Raw genomic sequence first — 17,402 nt, forward strand, 5'->3', positions numbered from 1 at the left:
CTTCCTCACACGTACTCCATCTCCTGAACGCCCTGCCGTCGGGAGTAGTCGAGCAGCGTACGCACCTCGCGGCTGATCGGACCGCGCCCGCGCACCAGGCCGACCGTCCTGATCAGTCGCGGGCTCATCGACCGCACGGCCACACTCGACGCGAACGGCTGGGCCAGGTCGGCGTACCACAACACCGATCCGTGCCCGGCCACCACGCACGGGATCCAGGCCCCGCGGTCGTCGGTCTCCATCGCGACCGTCGGCCGCACCCCGGCCGTGGCGAACAACATCTCGAAGTCGGCCCGCCGCGCGCTGCGGCGGGGCGGCAGGATCATCGGCAGCCCCTCCAGTTCCGTCCAGGAGACCGGATCCGACAGGCGGGTGTGTTTCGGCGAGACCAGCACCACCTCGTACGAGCGCAGCGGCAGCACTTCGAAGCCGCCGGGCGCGGGCAGGTCCACCAGCGCGATGTCCGTCTCGCCGGAGCGCAGCGACGCGAACAGCGCCTCGCGGCTGTCCTGTCGGTCCACCACGATGTGCAACTCCGGGTGCTGCTTGGCCAGACCGGGCAGCAGGCCGCTGGTGCACTCGATCGCGAGGCTGGCGGTAGCGCCGAGATGCACGGTACCGCTGTGCGTCGGGTCCTCCACCTGCACGAGGTCCTTGATCGCCTGCACACCTCGAAGCACCTTGCGCGCGAGGTTGACCACCTGCACGCCGGCCGCCGTCGGCACGAGGCCGCGGCCGACCCGGGTGAACAGGACCACGTTCAGCTCGCGTTCGAGGCTCTGTAACGATCGGGACAGGGCCGGCTGGACCACGAAGAGTTCCTGTGCGGCACCGGTCATGCTGCCGTGTTCGGCGACGGCGATGAGGTAGCGCAACTGTTGGAGGGTCACGGGGTATCGATGCCTCCACCCGAGGCCGGGACCGCGACGACCCGATCATGCGCTCGGGTCCGGGCTTGCGCTCGACGTACCGCACGGTGGCTGTCGACCATGGTGTTCCTCCAAGGTGTGCCGTGGTGCCGGGGGCGAGTGAAAAACGTGACGCGGGTCGGCCGCGCGGGCCGGCGCGGTGCTTGAGGCGATTGCTCCGAGCACCGCGCCGACCCGCCCGGTGGTGGTGCGTTTCGACCGGTTGGCTTCGGCTGGTCGGCGTCGGCTGGTCGGCTGCGACCGGTGGGGGCGACCGGTTCGCTCGGATCGGTTCCATTCGACTGTGGGTCAGAACCAGCTCACGGTCCAGCGAAACGCGGCGGTGGCTTTCGCGCCCGCAGAGTCGGTGGCGGTCACCTCCACGGCGAAAACCCCCACCCCCCACGCCCGACCCGAGACCACACACGTGAGCGAATTCAGGAACAACCCCGCCGTGCGAACGCGCCATCGGTGGAGGTGTCCGGCGCCGGTCCCACCCTGGTCGGTTCGGTGACTGTGGCCGGCCCTGTGACCAGGCCGGCGACGGTGGCGGTACGGACGGCGCGAGCGGCACCGGCGGCCCGGCGCCGACCGAGGCGTCCGCGGGCGCCGATCGGTGGACGAATCCTCGGCTGGGTCCGGGAATGTGATCTGTTCATGTTTCCAGGAGATGAGGCCGATCTCACCCACGTCCAATACCGGTCCGGCATGCACTCATGACGGACCGACATGTGTGTGCACGCACCGCACCGCTTGGGCATCGGTGCATGAGCGCTGGTTCTGGGTGCGAGCGGGCACACCCGGAGTGCCGGGTCGAACCACTCCCTCTTCCGGCCAGTTCAGGCCCGGACACCGCCCCGGACGCCGGGCCCGCGGACCGCGATGACCTCGGTTCCGGTACGAGCGGCGGGCGTTGATTCGGCGGGTCGCCGAACCCACGCTGCGATTCCGCTTTGTCCATGCCCAAGGAGGCGCCAGGTCATGTCCGACTCCGGATTCAGGTCCCGGTCGACGGCCAGGGGCAAGCCCCGATCGGCCAAACTCGTAGCGTTGTCCGTCGGGTTCGCGCTCGGCGCGATCGCCGGCGTCACCGCCCCCGCCTCGGCCGGCGCGCCCGACCGGGCGCCCGCGGCGACGGTCGCGGCCGCGATCCCGCGCTACGACCACGTGGTGGTGGTCGTGCACGAGAACACCAACTACGAGGAGATCATCGGTAATTCGCAGGCCCCCTACCTCAACCAGCTGGCTGCCGGCGGGGCCTCCCTGACCGACTTCCACGGCGAGACACACCCCAGTCAACCCAACTACATGGCGATGTTCTCCGGCTCCACACAGGGTGTCACCGGCGACGAGTGTCCGCCGCCCGGGGCGCCGTACGCAGCGGACAACCTCGGTCGGCAGCTGATCGACGCGGGCACCACGTGGGGCAGCTACAACGAGGACTGGTCTGCGGCGAACCCGGCCGCGTGCACGAGCGGTTCGTACGCGCGCAAGCACAACCCCTGGTTGTCGTTCTCGAACGTGCCCGCCGGTACCACGTATCCGGCCACCGCGTTCCCGACCGACTACGGCACGTTGCCCACGATCTCCTACGTGGTGCCCAACCAGTGCAACGACATGCACGACCGCCTGTTCAACCCGGCCTGCGGAATCTCGACCGGGGACACCTGGACCCGGAACAAGCTGAGCGGCTACGCGGAATGGGCCAAGACGCACAACAGCCTGCTCGTGGTCACCTGGGACGAGGACAACTTCCGCAGCGAGAACCGGATCGCCACCATCCTGTACGGCGCGCACGTCAAGCCCGGACAGTATCCGGGCCGCAAGGACCACTACAGCCTGCTGCGCACTTTCGAGGACATGTACGGCACTCGGCGCTCCGGCCAGGCCGCGACCGCGACACCGATCACCGAGATCTGGCAGGACGGTAATCCGTCGTCGGTGTCGGTGGTGAGTCCGGGGGCGCAGTCGGGGACGGTGGGTGTGCCGGTGTCGTTGACGGTGCAGGTGTCGGGTGGGGCACCTCCGTACACGTGCGCGTTCCAGGGTCTGCCTGCGGGGTTGACGGCTTCGGGTGGTGGATGTGTGGTGTCGGGTTCGCCGTCGGTGCCCGGGAGTTCGCAGGTCTCGGTGACGGCGACGGACAGTTCGGGCGCGGTGTCGGCTCCGGTGTCGTTCGGGTGGACGATCGTCTCCACGCCGTCGGGTGGGGTGTCGGTGGCGGATCCGGGGGCGCAGGCGTCGACGTTCAATCAGCAGGTGAATCTGGTTCTTCGGGTTTCGGGTGGGACCGGGCCGTATTCGTGTACGGGGCGCAGCCTGCCGGCGGGGTTGTTCCTGAATCCGCTCACGTGTGTGGTCTCGGGTCGGGCGTGGGGGGTGGGGGTTTTCGCCGTGGAGGTGACCGCCACCGACTCTGCGGGCGCGAAAGCCACCGCCGCGTTTCGCTGGACCGTGAGCTGGTTCTGACGCTCGACGCGCCGTCCACGCACCGGCGGCCGTGGGTGTCGAGGGCCCGAACCGGTCATCGACACCCGCGACTTCCGACCTTCCCGTGCCCAGCCGCAGCCGGAGGTCCCCGGATGTATCTGTCGTCCAGCCGTTCCGCCGACCTCGCGTCCGGTGCGCGCGACCCGCGTGCGCAGGCACCGCCGCCCACCGCGCGCGGCATCCGGCGGGTCGCGCCCGTCGTGCTCATCCTCGGCGTCGTCTCACTGGTGACCGACGTGTCGGCCGAGATGGTCACCGCGGTGCTCCCGGTCTACCTCGTGCTCGGGCTCGGGCTCTCGCCCATGGCGTTCGGCATGCTGGACGGTCTGTACAACGGCGCCACCGCTGTGTCCCGGCTGCTCGGCGGGCATGTCGCGGACCGATTCCGCCGGCACCGGACGGTCGCCGCGGTCGGCTACGGGATCTCCGCCGGGTGCAAGCTGCTGCTGCCCGCGGCCGGCGGGGTCTCGGCGATCGGCGGGGTGCTCGCGGCCGATCGTGCGGGCAAGGGGCTGCGCACCGCGCCGCGCGACGCGTTGATCTCGATGGCCGCGACGCCGGCCGAGCAGGGTCGGGCGTTCGGCGTGCATCGGGCGATGGACACGGCGGGCGCGTTGTTCGGACCGCCGGTCGCGCTAGCGGTGTTGTGGGTGACGGCCGACGCGTACGACGCGGTGTTCGTGACGAGCTTCTGCTTCGCCGCGTTCGGGCTGCTGGTGCTGCTGCTGTTCGTCCGTGACCCGACGCCCGAGGCGGTGGTCGCCGGCGCGGGCCCACAGGCGGTGTGCGCGCCGGTCCGACTGCTCGACGCGGCGGCGGTGTTGCGCGTGCCGGGCTTCATCCGGGTGTGCCTGGCCGCGCTGCTGCTCGGCGCGACGACCGTCGGCGACGCGATGCTCTACCTGCTGCTGCAACGGCACACCCACCTGTCGCCACATCTGTTCCCGCTGTTGCCGCTGGGCACCGCGCTGGTCTTCCTGCTGCTGGCGGTCCCGGCCGGCACCGCCGGGGATCGATACGGACGGGGCCGGGTCTTCCTGGCCGGCCATGCCGCCCTGCTCTGCGGCTATCTCGTGCTGCTCGCGCCGCTGCCCGACCGGGCGATGATCGTCGCGATCCCGAGTCTGCTCGGCCTGTTCTACGCGGGCACCGACGGCGTCCTGATGGCGCTCGCCGCTCCGGCCGCACCGGCGGGACAGCGCGGCGGGGCACTCGCCCTGGTACAGACGGGGCAGGCCTGCGGGCGGGCCCTGGGTGCGGCCGGGTTCGGCGCGGCCTGGACGCTGTACGGCCCGCACACGGCCGGCGTCCTGGCCGCCGTCGGACTGGCCCTCGCGCTGCTCGCCGCCGTCGCGCTGCTGGCCGGCGGCGCCCTCACGCCGGGCACCGCCCGCCCGGCCGGACCGAGAGGGGCATCTTGATGACCCGCACCACGCGCCTGACCGTGCTGACCGTGGTCACCGCGCTGCTCGTGGGCCTCGCCGTGGTGTACACGCTGCGCGCGGCGGGCGACGCGGACGCCGGCCGGGACGGCGATCACGCGACGCTGAGCCTGGATCACCCGGGCCAAATCCTGTTCCGCAGCACGGCCGCCGACGGCGGCCGGGACCACCTCGCGGCGGTCGACGCGGCCCGGCCCGGCGAGCGGGCGGTCGCCGCGCGCAGTTGCCTGGTCTTCCACGCCGCGCACGGCACCGGGGTGTGCCTGCAACCGGCAAGGCTCGCGCTCGGCACCTACGACGCGGTGCTCCTGGACGCGAACCTGCGCGAGAAGGGCCGGCATCCGCTGGCCGGGACACCCTCGCGCGCCCGGGTCTCGCCGAGCGGACGGCTGGTCGCGTGGACATCGTTCGTGAACGGAGAGTCGTACGCGGGTCTGAACTTCGCCACCCGGACCGCGATCCTGGACACCCGGACCGGCCGGCTCGACGACAACCTGGAGTCGTACGCGCTGCACCGGGGCGACGAGTCGATCCACTCTCCCGATGTCAACGTCTGGGGCGTGACGTTCGCGTCCGACGACAACACCTTCTACGCGACGGTGGCCACCGGTGGACACACCTGGCTGGCCCGGGGCGACGTGGCCGCCCGCACGCTGCGCACGGTGCGCGAGAACGCCGAGTGCCCGTCGTTGTCGCCCGACGGCACGCGCGTGGTGTACAAGAAACGAGTTCCCGGCGCGGACGCCGACCGGCCCTGGCACCTGTTCGTCCTGGTCCTGGCCACCGGCGCGGAGAGCGCGCTCGCCGAGACCCGGACCCTGGACGACCAGGCGGAATGGCTCGACACCGACCGCGTCGTGTACAGCCTCCCCGGCGACCTCCGCGGCGACGTATGGACCACGCGCGCCGACGGGACGGGCCACCCGACCCTACTCATCCCACACGCCCTGTCCCCGGCCGTACTACGCGGCCAACCCACCCCATCCGACGCTTGAGCACAACCCGGCACAAACCACCCCACCCGAACCGACCAAAACCCCCAGCCCATCCGACACTTGAGGACACCCAACCCAAGCCATCCCCACCCGAACCGACCAAGGCCCCAAGCCCATCCGACACTTGAGGAGACCCAACCCAAGCCATCCCCACCCGAACCGACCAAGGCCCCCAGCCCGTCCGGCGCTTGAGGACACCCGACCCCGGCCAACCCCAGCCCGTCCGGCGCTTGAGGACACCCCGGTCGGCCAAACCCGCCCCGTCAATCCCGACGGAACACCACGCGCGCCGACGTCTGGTCCCGCGCCAGCACCATCATCGAGTCGATGTTCACGTGCGGCGGCCGAGTCGCCACCCATCCCACACATTCCGCGATGTCCTGACCGACCAGCGGCGTCATTCCCGCGTACACCGCCGACGCGCTCTCGGCATCGCCGCCGAGCCGGTTCAGGGTGAACTCGGTCTCGACCATGCCCGGGTCGATCTGGCACACCCGCACCGGCTGCCCGCGCAGCTCCAACCGCAGCACCCGGGTCATCGCGGTCACCGCGTGCTTGGCCGCGTTGTACCCCGCCCCGCCCTCGTACGGCTCGCGCCCGGCGACCGACCCGATGGTGATCACCTGACCGTCGCCGGACGCGATCAGCAGCGGCAGGAACGCCTTGGTCACCCGCAGCGTGCCGAGCACATTGGTCTCGTACATCGCGGTCCACGCCGCCTCGTCCGCCTCGGCGACCGATTCGGTGCCACGCGCGAAGCCCGCGTTGTTGACCAGTACGTCACAGCGCTCCACCCCGGCGGCGAACGCGGCGACCGAGTCCGGATCGGCCACGTCCAGCGGCAGCGCCCGGCCACGACCGGCGCAACGCGCGACCACCTCGTCCAGCCGGTCCTTGCGGCGCGCGCCGAGCACGACGTCGTAACCCAGATTCGCCAGATGCACGGCGGTCGCCGCACCGATCCCGCTGCTGGCGCCGGTGACCACCGCACAGCCTCGGGACGCGGTCGTGGGGTTCGCGGTCTCGCCCTGGGTCATCGCGGGATTCCTCTCATGCGTGCCGGACACCGGCGAACCACCCGTGCGGGTGGTGTCGGTGACCACGTTGCCGGTCTTCCCGCACCGTATGACGGATCGACACGGACCCCGACCGCCGCCCCCGCTTCACCCGGTGGATCCGCCCTGCCCCGGCGCCCACGGCCACCCGAGTCGCCCCCGCCGCTGCGGCGGCGAAGAGGGCGAGGACGGCGCAGGTCGCGCAGCCGGCTGCGTCGGCAACGGCGGCAGCGCCGCGCGATACAGCCACGCGTCGAACAACTCGTCCAACGGCCGGGAGGCGTACCGCGCCACGTGTGCGGTGAAGTCGTCCGTGGTCACCACTCCGTGCCGGTGCGACGTGGCCCAGCCCCGCAACATCGCGAAGAACGCCGTGTCGCCCAGCGCGCACCGCACCGCGTGTACGGTCAACGCGCCGCGGGCGTAGATCCGCTCGTCGAAGATCAGCTTCGGGCGCGGCGCCCCGAGCAGCAGGTCCTGCGGCAGACTGCTCAGTTGGATGTGCTCCACGGCGGCCTGCGCGGCGGCGGGGCGCCCGCCGGAGCGCTCGGCCCACAACCACTCCGCGTAGCGCGCGAAGCCCTCGTTGAGCCAGATGTGCCGCCAGTCCGCGAGCCCGACGCTGTTGCCGAACCACTGGTGGGCCAACTCGTGCGCGACCAACCGTTCGGAGCCGCGCGCGCCGTCGACGTGGTTCGCCCCGAAGGTGGCCAGTCCCTGGGCCTCGATCGGGATGTCGAGTTCGTCGTCGGTGACCACCACGGTGTATTCGCCGAACGGATACGGCCCGAACAACTCCTCGAAGACCGTCATCATCTCCGGTTGCCGGGCGAAGTCGACCAGGAATCGCGGCACCAGCCGGGCCGGCACGTGCGCGAACTGCGGCACGCTCGCGTGCGGCTCCAGTGGCCCGATCGTGTCGTAGCGGCCGATCGATACGCTGACCAGGTAGCTCGCGGTGGGCGCAGGCTGCTCGTAGACCCACGTGGAGGTGCTGCCCCGAGTGCTGCGGGTGAGCAGCGCACCGCTGACCACCACGGTGTACGCCGACGGCGCGGTGACCGAGACCTGGTACGCCGCCTTGTCGTCGGGCCGGTCGTTGCACGGGTACCAGGACGGCGCGCCGATCGGCTGGCCGGCCACCAGCGATCCGTCGGTCAATTCCTCCCAGCCCACCCCGCCCCACGGGCTGCGCACCGGCTTGGGATTGCCGACGTAGTGCACCTCGACGGTGAACGCGGCCCGCGCACCGATCGCCGCGCCCGGCCGTACCCGCAGCTTGCCCGCGCGGTGCGTGTAACGCGCCTGGCGGCCGTTCACCAGCACCCGGCCGATCCGGAATTCGCCCAGGTCGAGCACGACTTCACCGAGCGGCCGATCGCCGGCCACCGCGCCGATCCGGGCGGTGCCGGCCAGCCGATTGGGGCCGGGGCGGTAGTCCAGGGCCAGCTCGTAGCGATGCACGCGATAGCGCGGATCGCCGTGTGTGGCGAAGTACGCCTCCCCCGCGGCCGAGCGCGGCCCCTGGTCGATCACCGATTCGTGCTCCGTCCCCGTCGCGCCCACCGTCGCGGGACGGGCCGTGTCCTGCGACGCCGCCTCGAAACGCATTACCGTCGCCATGCCTCGATCGGATTGCCCAGCCAACCGGTGTCCTCCGGGACCGTCTCGCCGCGCATCACCAGCGAGGCGGGACCCAGCGTGCTGCGCGCCCCGATCGTGCTGCCCGGCAGCACGATCCCGCGCGGGCCCAGGGTGGCGCCCTCGCGAAGGATCACAGTATCCATCCGCATGATCCGGTCGTGGAAGAGATGCGTCTGGAGCACACAGCCGTGCCCCACGCTCACCGCGTCCTCCAGGGTGACCAAATCCGCCTCCGGCAGCCAGTAGCTCTCGCACCACACGCCGCGGCCGATGGAGGCCCCGAGCCCGCGCAGCCACACGTTCATCACCGACGTACCGGGCACCCGGCCGATCAGCCACGGCACGGCCAGCACCTCGACGAAGGTGTCGGCGAGCTCGTTGCGCCACACGAAGCCGCTCCACAGCGGGTGCTCGACCGGCTTGAACCGGCCGACCAGGAGCCACTTGGCCGCGATCGACACGACGCACGCGAGCACACCGCAGCCGAGCAGGACCGGGCCGGACAGCAGCGCGGCCAGGATCAGCGAGTGGGTGCCCAGCCAGGCCAGCGCGGCCAGGGTGAGTACGGCCAGCGCGGCGGAGCACAACACCGGCACCGCGCGACACAGCTCGACCAGGCCGCGGGCCCAGCGCAACCGGGCGGGCGGGTCGTAGGTCAGACCCTGGTCCGCGACATCCGCCGAACGCGGCAGTCGCATCGGCGGCATGCCCAGGTACGAGCCGCCCTTCTTGGTCTTCTTCGGCGTCGCGGACAACACGCCGACCAGGCCGCGGGCGGGCACCGAGCGGCCCGGCGCGGTCATCCCCGAGTTGCCCAGGAAGGCCCGCTCGCCGATCCGCGCCTCACCGATCCGGATCCGGCCGCCGCCGAGTTCGTAGGAGGCGATCAGCGTGTCGTCGGCCAGGAACGCGCCGTCGCCGACCGTGGTCAGGCTGGGCAGCGCCAGCACGGTGGATGCCTCGACGCCCTTGCCCACCTTCATCCCCAACGCCCGCAGCCACACCGGCGTGAACAGGCTCGCGTACAGCGGGAACAGCTTGTCCCGGGCCAGGTCCATCAGCTGGGTGACGGTCCACGCCTGCCAGCCGATCCGGCCGTGCAGGGGGTGGTAGCCGGGCCGCAGACCCAGGCTGAGCAGGCGGACCAGGAGCACGATCGACAGCGCGTAGACGAGCGCGAACGCGGCCACCGCCGGCACCAGGGCGAGCAGGGCGCCGGTGAGCGCCGCGCCCAATCCCTCGCCCGGCCGCACGAACGCGCCGAGGATCGGCAGCACGGGCAGCACGGCCAGGACCGGCAGCAGGGTCGGCGCCAGCCCGCTCACGCCGTACAGAACCGCCCAGCGCGCCTTGCGCGGCGGACGCTCGCCGAATCGGCCCCGGTCGACCTTGCCGAGTCGAACCGCCGGCACCCCGCCCCAGCGGCGGCTCGGCGGCACGTTGCCGGTGACCGCGGAACCGGCCGCCACCTCGGCGGAGCGGCCGATTCGGGCACCGGGGAAGAGCGTGCTGCGGGTGCCCACGATCGCGCCCGCGCCGACCTTTATCGCGCCGATCTCCAGCCGGTCGCCGTCCAGCCAGTGGCCGGACAGGTCCACCTCGGCCTCCACCGCGCAGCCTCGGCCGAGCTTGAGCAGGCCGGTGACCGGCGGCAGGGTGTGCAGGTCGACGTCCTGGCCGACCTTGGCACCGAGCGCGCGGGCATAGCGCAACAACCAGGCCCCGGAGAGCGCGGTCGCGCCACTGGCGTCGGCCAATTGTTCGGCCGCCCACAGCCGGATGTGCACGCCGCCGCCGCGCGGATAGGTGCCCGGGCGCACCCCGCGCAGCAGCAACCGGGCGCCGCCTGCGGCGATCGCCACTCGGGCGGGCGGGCTGAACAGTGCCGCCCAGCCGGCCGCGACCCACCACCACGACGTGGTCGGTGCCCAGGGGTAGTCGCCGAACCAGGCGGCGACGTTGCCCAGCGCGAGCAGGCCGACCATCCAGCGCAGCCCGATCAGGGTGAACAGCGGAATCAGCAGGAGCAGCTGGGCGACGCGGGCCCGGGTAGGCGTCGGCGCCACCTTGCGCACCGCGCCCGCGTCCTGGGCCGAGCGCTCCAGGCGGCGGGCCAATTTGCGCAGCGTGGGCTGCTGGTAGATATCCGCGACGGCGGCAGCCGGGTAGCGCTCGCGCAGCAGCGTGGTCAGTCGGGCGGCGGCCAGGCTGTTGCCGCCGATCGCGAAGAAGTCGTCCCGCGCGGTCTCCGGGGCGATGCCGAGCACGTCGGTCCACTGCTCGGCGAGCCATGCCTCGGTGCCGTAGAGCTGCTCGGTGGGACCGGCCTCCTCCGCGTCCGCGAGCGGCCACGGCAGCGCGTCCCGGTCGACCTTGCCGGAGGTACGGGTGGGCAGGTCGGCCACCGGGGCGAGCCGGGGCACCAGCGCCGCGGGCAGCTCGGACCGCATCCGGCGGACCGCCTCCTCGCGGTCCCAGCCCTCGCCGGTCACCAGGTAGCCGACCAGGAGCTGGTTGCCGCCCTTGACGGTACGAACGGCGGCGGCCGCGCCCACCACGCCGGGCAGGGCCTGCAGGGCCGCGTCGATCTCGCCGAGTTCGATCCGCCGGCCGCCGAGCTTGATCTGCTCGTCGCCGCGGCCGACGAAGACCAGGCCCTCGGCGTCGGCGCGCACCACGTCGCCGCTGCGGTACGCGCGGTCCCAGCCCATCGACTCCAGCGGTGCGTACTTCTCCGCGTCCTTGGCCGGGTCCAGGTAGCGGGCCAGGCCGACGCCGCCGATCACCAGCTCGCCGGTCTCCCCCATCGCCACGGGCCGACCACCGGCGTCGATTACGGCCAGTTCCCAGCCGTCCAGGGGCAGCCCGATCCGGACCGGGCTCTCGCCGGTGAGCAGCGATCCACAGGCGACCACGGTCGCCTCGGTCGGGCCGTACGTGTTCCACACCTCGCGGCCATCGGCGACCACGCGCTCCACCAGCTCGGGCGGGCATGCCTCGCCGCCGAAGATCAGCAGCCGTACGTCCAGCAGCGCCTCGGTCGGCCACAGCGCGGCGAGCGTGGGCACCGTGGAGACCACGGTGATCTCCTGCTCGGCCAGCCACGGCCCCAGGTCGGCGCCGGAGCGCACCCGCGAGCGCGGCACGGTGACCAGGCACGCGCCGTACCGCCAGGCCAGCCACATCTCCTCGCAGGACGCGTCGAAGGCGACCGACAGGCCCGCCATCACCCGGTCGCCGGGGCCGATCGGCTCCTCTTGGAGGAACAGGCCGGCCTCGGCGTCCACGAAGGCCGCCGCGTTGCGGTGGGTGACCGCGACGCCCTTGGGCTTGCCGGTGGAGCCGGAGGTGAAGATGATCCAGGCGTCGTCACCGGGGCTGGGACGGGCGGGCGCCACGGACGCGCCGGCGTCCCGGATGACCCGCAGCTCGCGCTCGGCACCGAGCACGGCGCATACCCCGGCCTCGCCGAACACCAGGTCGGCCCGCTCGTCCGGGTCCTCGGCATCCACCGGGACGTAGGCGGCGCCGGCGGCCAGCACGGCGAGGATGGCGATGTACAGGTCGTTGCTGCCGGACGGCACCCGGATGCCGACCCGGTCCCCGACGCCGACCCCGGCGTCGGCGAGCCGGCGGCGCAGCGCCTCCACCTCGGCGGCCAGGGCGCGGTACGTCAGCGTCCGCCGGCCGTCGTCGAGGGCCGGCTCGTTCGGGTGGGCCCGGACGGTGGCGTCCAGGATGTCCACGAGGGTGCGCGGCGCGGGGGCGGGGCGCCCGGTGTAGCCGGCCGGGGTCGGCGTCGGTGCGGTGCCGGACGGATCGTCCGAGGCGCGTACTGGTAGCGCGATGGCCATGAGGTCCTCATCATCCCTGGTCCCCGCTACGGCCCACTGGAAGGCTCCCGGGGAGGTGTCGCGTCCCCGGTCCCTGGCCGGCCGGGTCGCTTCTCGAGCGTGGCAACCCGACCGACACTAGCTCTGTTCGCCGCATAACGACGACCCACGATGCGATCAACTGCCTTTAGGACAAAGGGATCTGACGCATCGTCAGATTTGATTTGACGACCCGTCAGATCCCACCACCCCCTGAAACCAAGTCTTTTGACGCTCCGTCAGCCCAGAACTCGACTTGGGCACCACCACTCACTCCTGTGACCCACACAACACCGTAGGCCCGCCCCGACCACCCCGCCCACCCGACTCCGCCGGACGGATGACGCCCCGACGGCCCTCCCGGGGTCGCGACCGATGCCGCCTCGGGTCGTGCCCGGGCCGGATTCCGCGCCGGGTCCGGTGCCGTTTTGCGGTCCGCCCGGAGCGGGGGGCGGGCGGGGTTTCGGCGGGGTGCGGGCGACCGGCGCCCGGGGGCGTGCCGCCGCCCGCCGGGAGGGGTACGGGTGTCGCGGGCGGCGGGCGTGGTGGTGCTACCTGCTGAGCTTGCATTCCCTGCCGGGCTCGGCCGTGAGACCGGTGGTGGGACCGGTGGCAAGACCGGTCACGGCCTCGGGGTCGGGGATGGGCCTGGTGCGGCGTGGCCACGGGGCCGGGAGCGGGCCCGGTGTCGGAGCGCGAGTATCACGGTGCCTCGCGTGACGCAAGACCGTGTAGTTCCACCATTGCGCGGTCCCGTCCGCGCAACCGGAACTTCGCATGGAAGCGTTGCCGGCCGATCTGATCCCGTTTGGCGACCAACTTCTCGTTCGCGACGGGCCGACTCGGTTGTCGATCACTGGAGCTGGGCGCTGATGTTGAACATCCAGGTGATGCCGAACCGGTCGACGACCGAACCCGCCTCGTCACCCCAGACCTGCCTTTCCAGCGGCAGGGTGACGGTGCCGCCTTCGGATAGCTTCCGGAAGTACTCGCGCAGTTCGCTGTCGTCGTCGCCGCCCAGGAAGAGCGCGACGTTGTTCCCCGACCGATATGGCGGGTGGCCTGGCCTGTCGGCAGGAAAGTCCCATGCCATCAGCGTGTAGCCGGCAGGAGTATCGAGGCGAGAGTGCATGACCTTGTCGGCGTTGGGCGCGTCCGGTGAGCCGAAGTCCGCGATGGTTCCCAGCTCCAGCTCGCCGCCGAAGACTTGCCGGTAAAATTCCATTGCCTGCCGCGCGTTGCCGTTGAACGTGATGCACGAATTGACCTGAGATCCCACCGGGAACCCTCTCTCGTCACGTGACCACTCGGGCTGCCCGGTGGTCGTCTGGTCAGGCTCTCAACGAATCACGACACCTCCTGTCGTGATTTTTGATGAGGTGAGAGCCGACGCGCACACCGGTGGCGAACGGTGGAGTCTCGGCCGAGTCGACCCGGGGGGATCCGTGTTCGGGGTCGGCGGGAGGTTCCTCGTCTGCCGGGCCCAGTCCTCTGCGCGTGGTCATGGCCGCGCCGACGTAGATGTGACACAGAGTCTCGTATGTCCTGTCACGCAGGTGTTCGGTCACATGAAGTTCTTCCGACTCGACTCCAGCATCCGGATCGAGGACTCGGTCAGTCGCACCCTCGCCGACCTCGCCGAGACGAATGGGCCCACGGGCGGAGCCTGGGTCGGCGGGGCCACCGCCGACCGCCGACTCCGCCCGGCGTCGCTCGGCCTGCTCGCCGCGGTGCTGTGCCCCAGCACGCCGAAGGCGGCGAGGGACGCGGCGGCCAGGACTGTGTCAGTGCCGGTACCGGCACCGGTGCGGCTGAGGGGATCCGGGCGGGATCGCCGTCGTCGGCGGGAGGCGCCTGTGGCGGGCAGGATCTCGGGCATGTGGATACGGGTCGCGAGCGGCCGAGGAATCGGGGCGGGACGAATGTGCGCGGGGTTGCTCGCGATGGCGTTGCTCGGGGGGTGTGGTGGCGCGTCGGACGACGACGGGAGGGACCGGGAGGCGCGGCCGACCCCGACCGGGTCGCCGGGGAGCGCCGGCTTCGAGGTGAGCTACGAGCCACCCGCCGACGCGGACCGCGCCGAGGCCGGCTTCCTGCGGGATCGGAAGGCGTTGGAATCGGTCGCAGACGCACTCGACCGGTTCGTCCGGCTCACCCACCGGGTTCCGGTCGTCGCCCGCTCGTGCGGCGGCGAAGGGTCCGGCTACGACCCGAACTCCCGTCGTGTGGAGATCTGTTACGACCAGGCCGCCGAGGAGCGCCGGCTCTTCGAACGCGCCGGACGTCACCCGGCGGATGCCGAGGTTGCCGCGGTCATGGTGGAAACCCTCTACCACGAGGCCGGCCACGTCCTGATCGACGAACTGGCCCTGCAACTCGCGGACCGCGCCGAGGAAGACGCCGCGGACCGCTTCGCCGCCCTGCTGATGCTCCGTCAGGGTCCGGAGGGCGAGCGTCAGTTACTCGCCGCAGTCGAGGAGTACGAACTGTCCGCGGCCGACGGGGACACCGATGGCGATAGGGGTACCGGAAGCGAGAGCGGCGACGGCGGCGGGAGCGGCGGCGCCAGGGACGAGCACGCCCCGGATCGGCTCCGCGCCGCGAACCACCTCTGTTACCTGTACGGTTCCGCTCCGGATCGCAACCCGGAAGCCGCGACCTCGCCACTGCTCACCCCGGCCCGCGCAGCCGGCTGCGCCACGGAGTGGACACACGTACGCGCCGCCTGGATGACGGACCTCGCCCCGCTGCTTCGGGAACGATAGAACCGCAACGCGCCGACGAGACACCACATATCCGGCGCGCCAGGCCGACGACCTACGGCCGCCGCGAGCGGCCGATGACAGGCGCAGCATCACCCCCAGAGGGGGAACGACGCTGGTCGCGGCGTATCTTGCACGGGCGGTCGCCCCTCGCGGCCTGCATCGTCCAGCGGGAGTCGGGTTGTCTGTCCAAGCGCGGTCGCTCGTTGTCGTCGACGTCCCCGAAGGCGCCCGCACACGGGTGTTTCGGGCTCCCGGGGTACGGGTGCTCACCCTGCGCGAGGACACGTGTCTCGATGCCCGAATCGTCGACGAGGCGGCCCCGGAACGCGGTCCGCGAGTACGGTTCCCGGCGCCCTGGCCCGCGCTGCTGAGCGGCGAAGATTGTGTGAGCCCCGATCTGAGCTACGCGGTCTTCGTCGGCCCGCACTCGGTGCGCGCTGTCGCCGCCGACGGGACACCGCGCTGGGAACTGTTCCACCAGTGCCGCACCCGGATACCCCGGACCTTCGTCCCCGACGAAGAGACCCCTTGTCCCTGCGACCGGGACACCGATGTCGCGGAAACCGGCTCGGCCCACATCACCCCGGACGGCAAACTGGTCTGGGCACACGTCGCGACCCCCTTGGCCCAGGACCCACCGGAGACCCCGATCGGTGAGGCATGGCTCCTCCTGGACGCCGTCGACGCGAGCGTGATCCACCGCCTCGACCTGCCCGACCTCTTCGCGACGCAGTCGCACCACGTTCCCCACCCCGACGGACAACGCGTCGCCGTGTGCCTGGGAAGCGACCCCTACGACGTCACCGTGCTGTGGGGCTCATGGAACGGCCACGAGGCAACCACACGCCGCGCCGAAACCGCACCCGGCCTCGTCCTGTGCGACATCTCGCCGGACGGCGACGAATACGTGACGCTCGACCTGTCCACGGACAACCTCACCCGCCGGCGCGTGGCCGACGACAGCGAGCTCACCGAGATCGACTACACCCAACTCCTGCCCCACCCCGACGCGGACGACGCCGAGGAGCCACCCGTCTGGGACCAGATGTGCGGCTACCTGAACGCGACAACCCTCCTCGCCTCCACCGCCGAACTCGACGACCAGTGGGGCCACCACCGGCACTGGACGATCTCCACCACCGACCCGACCCCACGCGAGATCACCTACCCGATCCCCGTTTTCGGCGCCCCCATCCCCCTGGGCGACAACACGTGGCTCACCCGCATGGAGGAAGCCCCGCAGCAACTCCGGCTATGGACGGATTCCTGAGCCCCACCACACGAAAGGTGCGGGCGCGCCGCAGCAGCCCCGGTTCGCGGCAACGGCCCGCGCGCCGCGTCGGTGCAAGCCCTGCTACCGCCCGGCCCTACCTCCGACACCATGCCGGACACCGTCAGGCGTATGGCGCAGGACGCCGCCGAGGAGTTCGGAGACGGCCTGGACGACCTCGTCACGCATCGGCTCTCACCGGGGTGATCGGCGCGCCGGAGGGTAGGCGCTCCCGGTAGGAGGGGACGGACGAAAGGGATTCCATGGCCGACATGCGAGCGGTGGGGTGGGCGCAGGCCTTTCCCATCGGCGGCGGAGTCGAGGCCGGAAGGCGTTGGGCTCGGAAACATCTCGCAACCTTGGAATGGACCAAGGAAGCGACCGAGACCGTGGACGACGTCGTCCTGACGGTTTCGGAGTTGATCACCAACGCCCACGTACATGCCCACAGCACGGCGCAGGTGGTGCTGGCATGGGACAACCGGTGTCTGAATGTCTACGTCAGCGACAACGGCCCGGGTGTCCCCATGCCGCAGGCCACGGATACGACGACCCCGTCCGGTCGCGGATTGAGCATCGTCGACGCGGTCGCCGACGAGTTGCACATGCACCCGAGCAGGCACGGTAAGGCCGTCAGCGCCTGCTTCCACCCACCCGGCCGACCCGATCCCCACGACACCCGCTGACGAGCAACGAGTACGGACACTCCCGGCGCACAAGGGAGTTCGCGGCCGCGCCGACCACGGCTCCGCTCAGTGCCCGCGGTTGCCGCCCGGAGATGCCTATTCCCTGCGGGATCAAGGCAGCCGCGGCAGTGATTCGATAACCGTCCACGAAAAAAATGCGAAACGGGCCGTGGGGGCCCCCGCCGGGGGGGGGGGGGGGGCCGGCCCCCGCCCGGGGGGGGGGCCCCACCGGGGCCGCGGCGACAAACACACCACCACACCCCACCCCCCCCCCC

General features: G+C 71.6%; 12 protein-coding genes. 6 read left to right on the forward strand and 6 right to left on the reverse strand.

The window, feature by feature from the left end:
* Nucleotides 1–5: 5 nt before the first annotated feature.
* Both ABZS54_RS22630 and ABZS54_RS22635 read right to left on the reverse strand, forming a co-directional pair.
* A complete protein-coding gene (locus ABZS54_RS22630; protein WP_355538851.1) occupies nucleotides 6–890 on the reverse strand; it encodes a LysR family transcriptional regulator in 885 nt (294 codons plus the stop codon).
* 327 nt (nucleotides 891–1,217) lie between these two features.
* Nucleotides 1,218–1,622, reverse strand: coding sequence for an Ig domain-containing protein (locus tag ABZS54_RS22635; RefSeq protein WP_355538854.1), 405 nt, complete (start codon nucleotides 1,620–1,622; stop codon nucleotides 1,218–1,220).
* A 336-nt stretch (nucleotides 1,623–1,958) separates the two neighbouring features.
* On the opposite strand from ABZS54_RS22635, the gene ABZS54_RS22640 reads away from it, so the two are divergent.
* From ABZS54_RS22640 to ABZS54_RS22650, 3 genes are all read left to right on the forward strand, one after another.
* Nucleotides 1,959–3,377: an alkaline phosphatase family protein gene (locus ABZS54_RS22640; protein ID WP_355538857.1), complete on the forward strand. Its 1,419-nt coding sequence runs from the start codon at nucleotides 1,959–1,961 to the stop codon at nucleotides 3,375–3,377.
* 113 nt (nucleotides 3,378–3,490) lie between these two features.
* On the forward strand, nucleotides 3,491–4,819 hold the full coding sequence (locus ABZS54_RS22645; RefSeq protein ID WP_355538860.1) for an MFS transporter: 1,329 nt from the start codon (nucleotides 3,491–3,493) through the stop codon (nucleotides 4,817–4,819).
* Entirely contained in the window at nucleotides 4,819–5,835 is a 1,017-nt protein-coding gene (locus ABZS54_RS22650) for a TolB-like translocation protein (protein WP_355538863.1), read from the forward strand. Before ABZS54_RS22645 ends, ABZS54_RS22650 begins: the two co-directional genes overlap by 1 nt.
* A gap of 263 nt (nucleotides 5,836–6,098) precedes the next feature.
* Here ABZS54_RS22650 and ABZS54_RS22655 read toward each other — a convergent pair whose 3' ends face one another.
* The 4 genes from ABZS54_RS22655 to ABZS54_RS22670 form a co-directional block, all read right to left on the reverse strand.
* Entirely contained in the window at nucleotides 6,099–6,872 is a 774-nt protein-coding gene (locus ABZS54_RS22655; RefSeq protein ID WP_355538866.1) for an SDR family NAD(P)-dependent oxidoreductase, read from the reverse strand.
* A 126-nt stretch (nucleotides 6,873–6,998) separates the two neighbouring features.
* Nucleotides 6,999–8,513, reverse strand: coding sequence for a M1 family metallopeptidase (locus ABZS54_RS22660; RefSeq protein ID WP_355538869.1), 1,515 nt, complete (start codon nucleotides 8,511–8,513; stop codon nucleotides 6,999–7,001).
* Entirely contained in the window at nucleotides 8,501–12,388 is a 3,888-nt protein-coding gene (locus ABZS54_RS22665; protein WP_355538872.1) for a Pls/PosA family non-ribosomal peptide synthetase, read from the reverse strand. The genes ABZS54_RS22660 and ABZS54_RS22665 overlap by 13 nt, the downstream gene beginning before the upstream one ends.
* A gap of 871 nt (nucleotides 12,389–13,259) precedes the next feature.
* Entirely contained in the window at nucleotides 13,260–13,685 is a 426-nt protein-coding gene (locus tag ABZS54_RS22670; RefSeq protein WP_355538875.1) for a VOC family protein, read from the reverse strand.
* A gap of 289 nt (nucleotides 13,686–13,974) precedes the next feature.
* Here ABZS54_RS22670 and ABZS54_RS22675 point away from each other — a divergent pair, with 289 nt between their 5' ends.
* The 3 genes from ABZS54_RS22675 to ABZS54_RS22685 all read left to right on the forward strand — a co-directional run bounded on the left by ABZS54_RS22675 (nucleotide 13,975) and on the right by ABZS54_RS22685 (nucleotide 17,127).
* The gene (locus tag ABZS54_RS22675; protein ID WP_355538878.1) at nucleotides 13,975–15,171 is read left to right on the forward strand and encodes a DUF4344 domain-containing metallopeptidase; all 1,197 of its coding nucleotides are present in this window, start codon (nucleotides 13,975–13,977) and stop codon (nucleotides 15,169–15,171) included.
* A 178-nt stretch (nucleotides 15,172–15,349) separates the two neighbouring features.
* Nucleotides 15,350–16,441: a hypothetical protein gene (locus ABZS54_RS22680; protein WP_355538881.1), complete on the forward strand. Its 1,092-nt coding sequence runs from the start codon at nucleotides 15,350–15,352 to the stop codon at nucleotides 16,439–16,441.
* 272 nt (nucleotides 16,442–16,713) lie between these two features.
* Nucleotides 16,714–17,127, forward strand: coding sequence for an ATP-binding protein (locus ABZS54_RS22685; RefSeq protein ID WP_355538884.1), 414 nt, complete (start codon nucleotides 16,714–16,716; stop codon nucleotides 17,125–17,127).
* Nucleotides 17,128–17,402: the final 275 nt, after the last annotated feature.

It is taken from the genome of Embleya sp. NPDC005575, assembly GCF_040605455.1.
GTDB lineage: Bacteria > Actinomycetota > Actinomycetes > Streptomycetales > Streptomycetaceae > Embleya.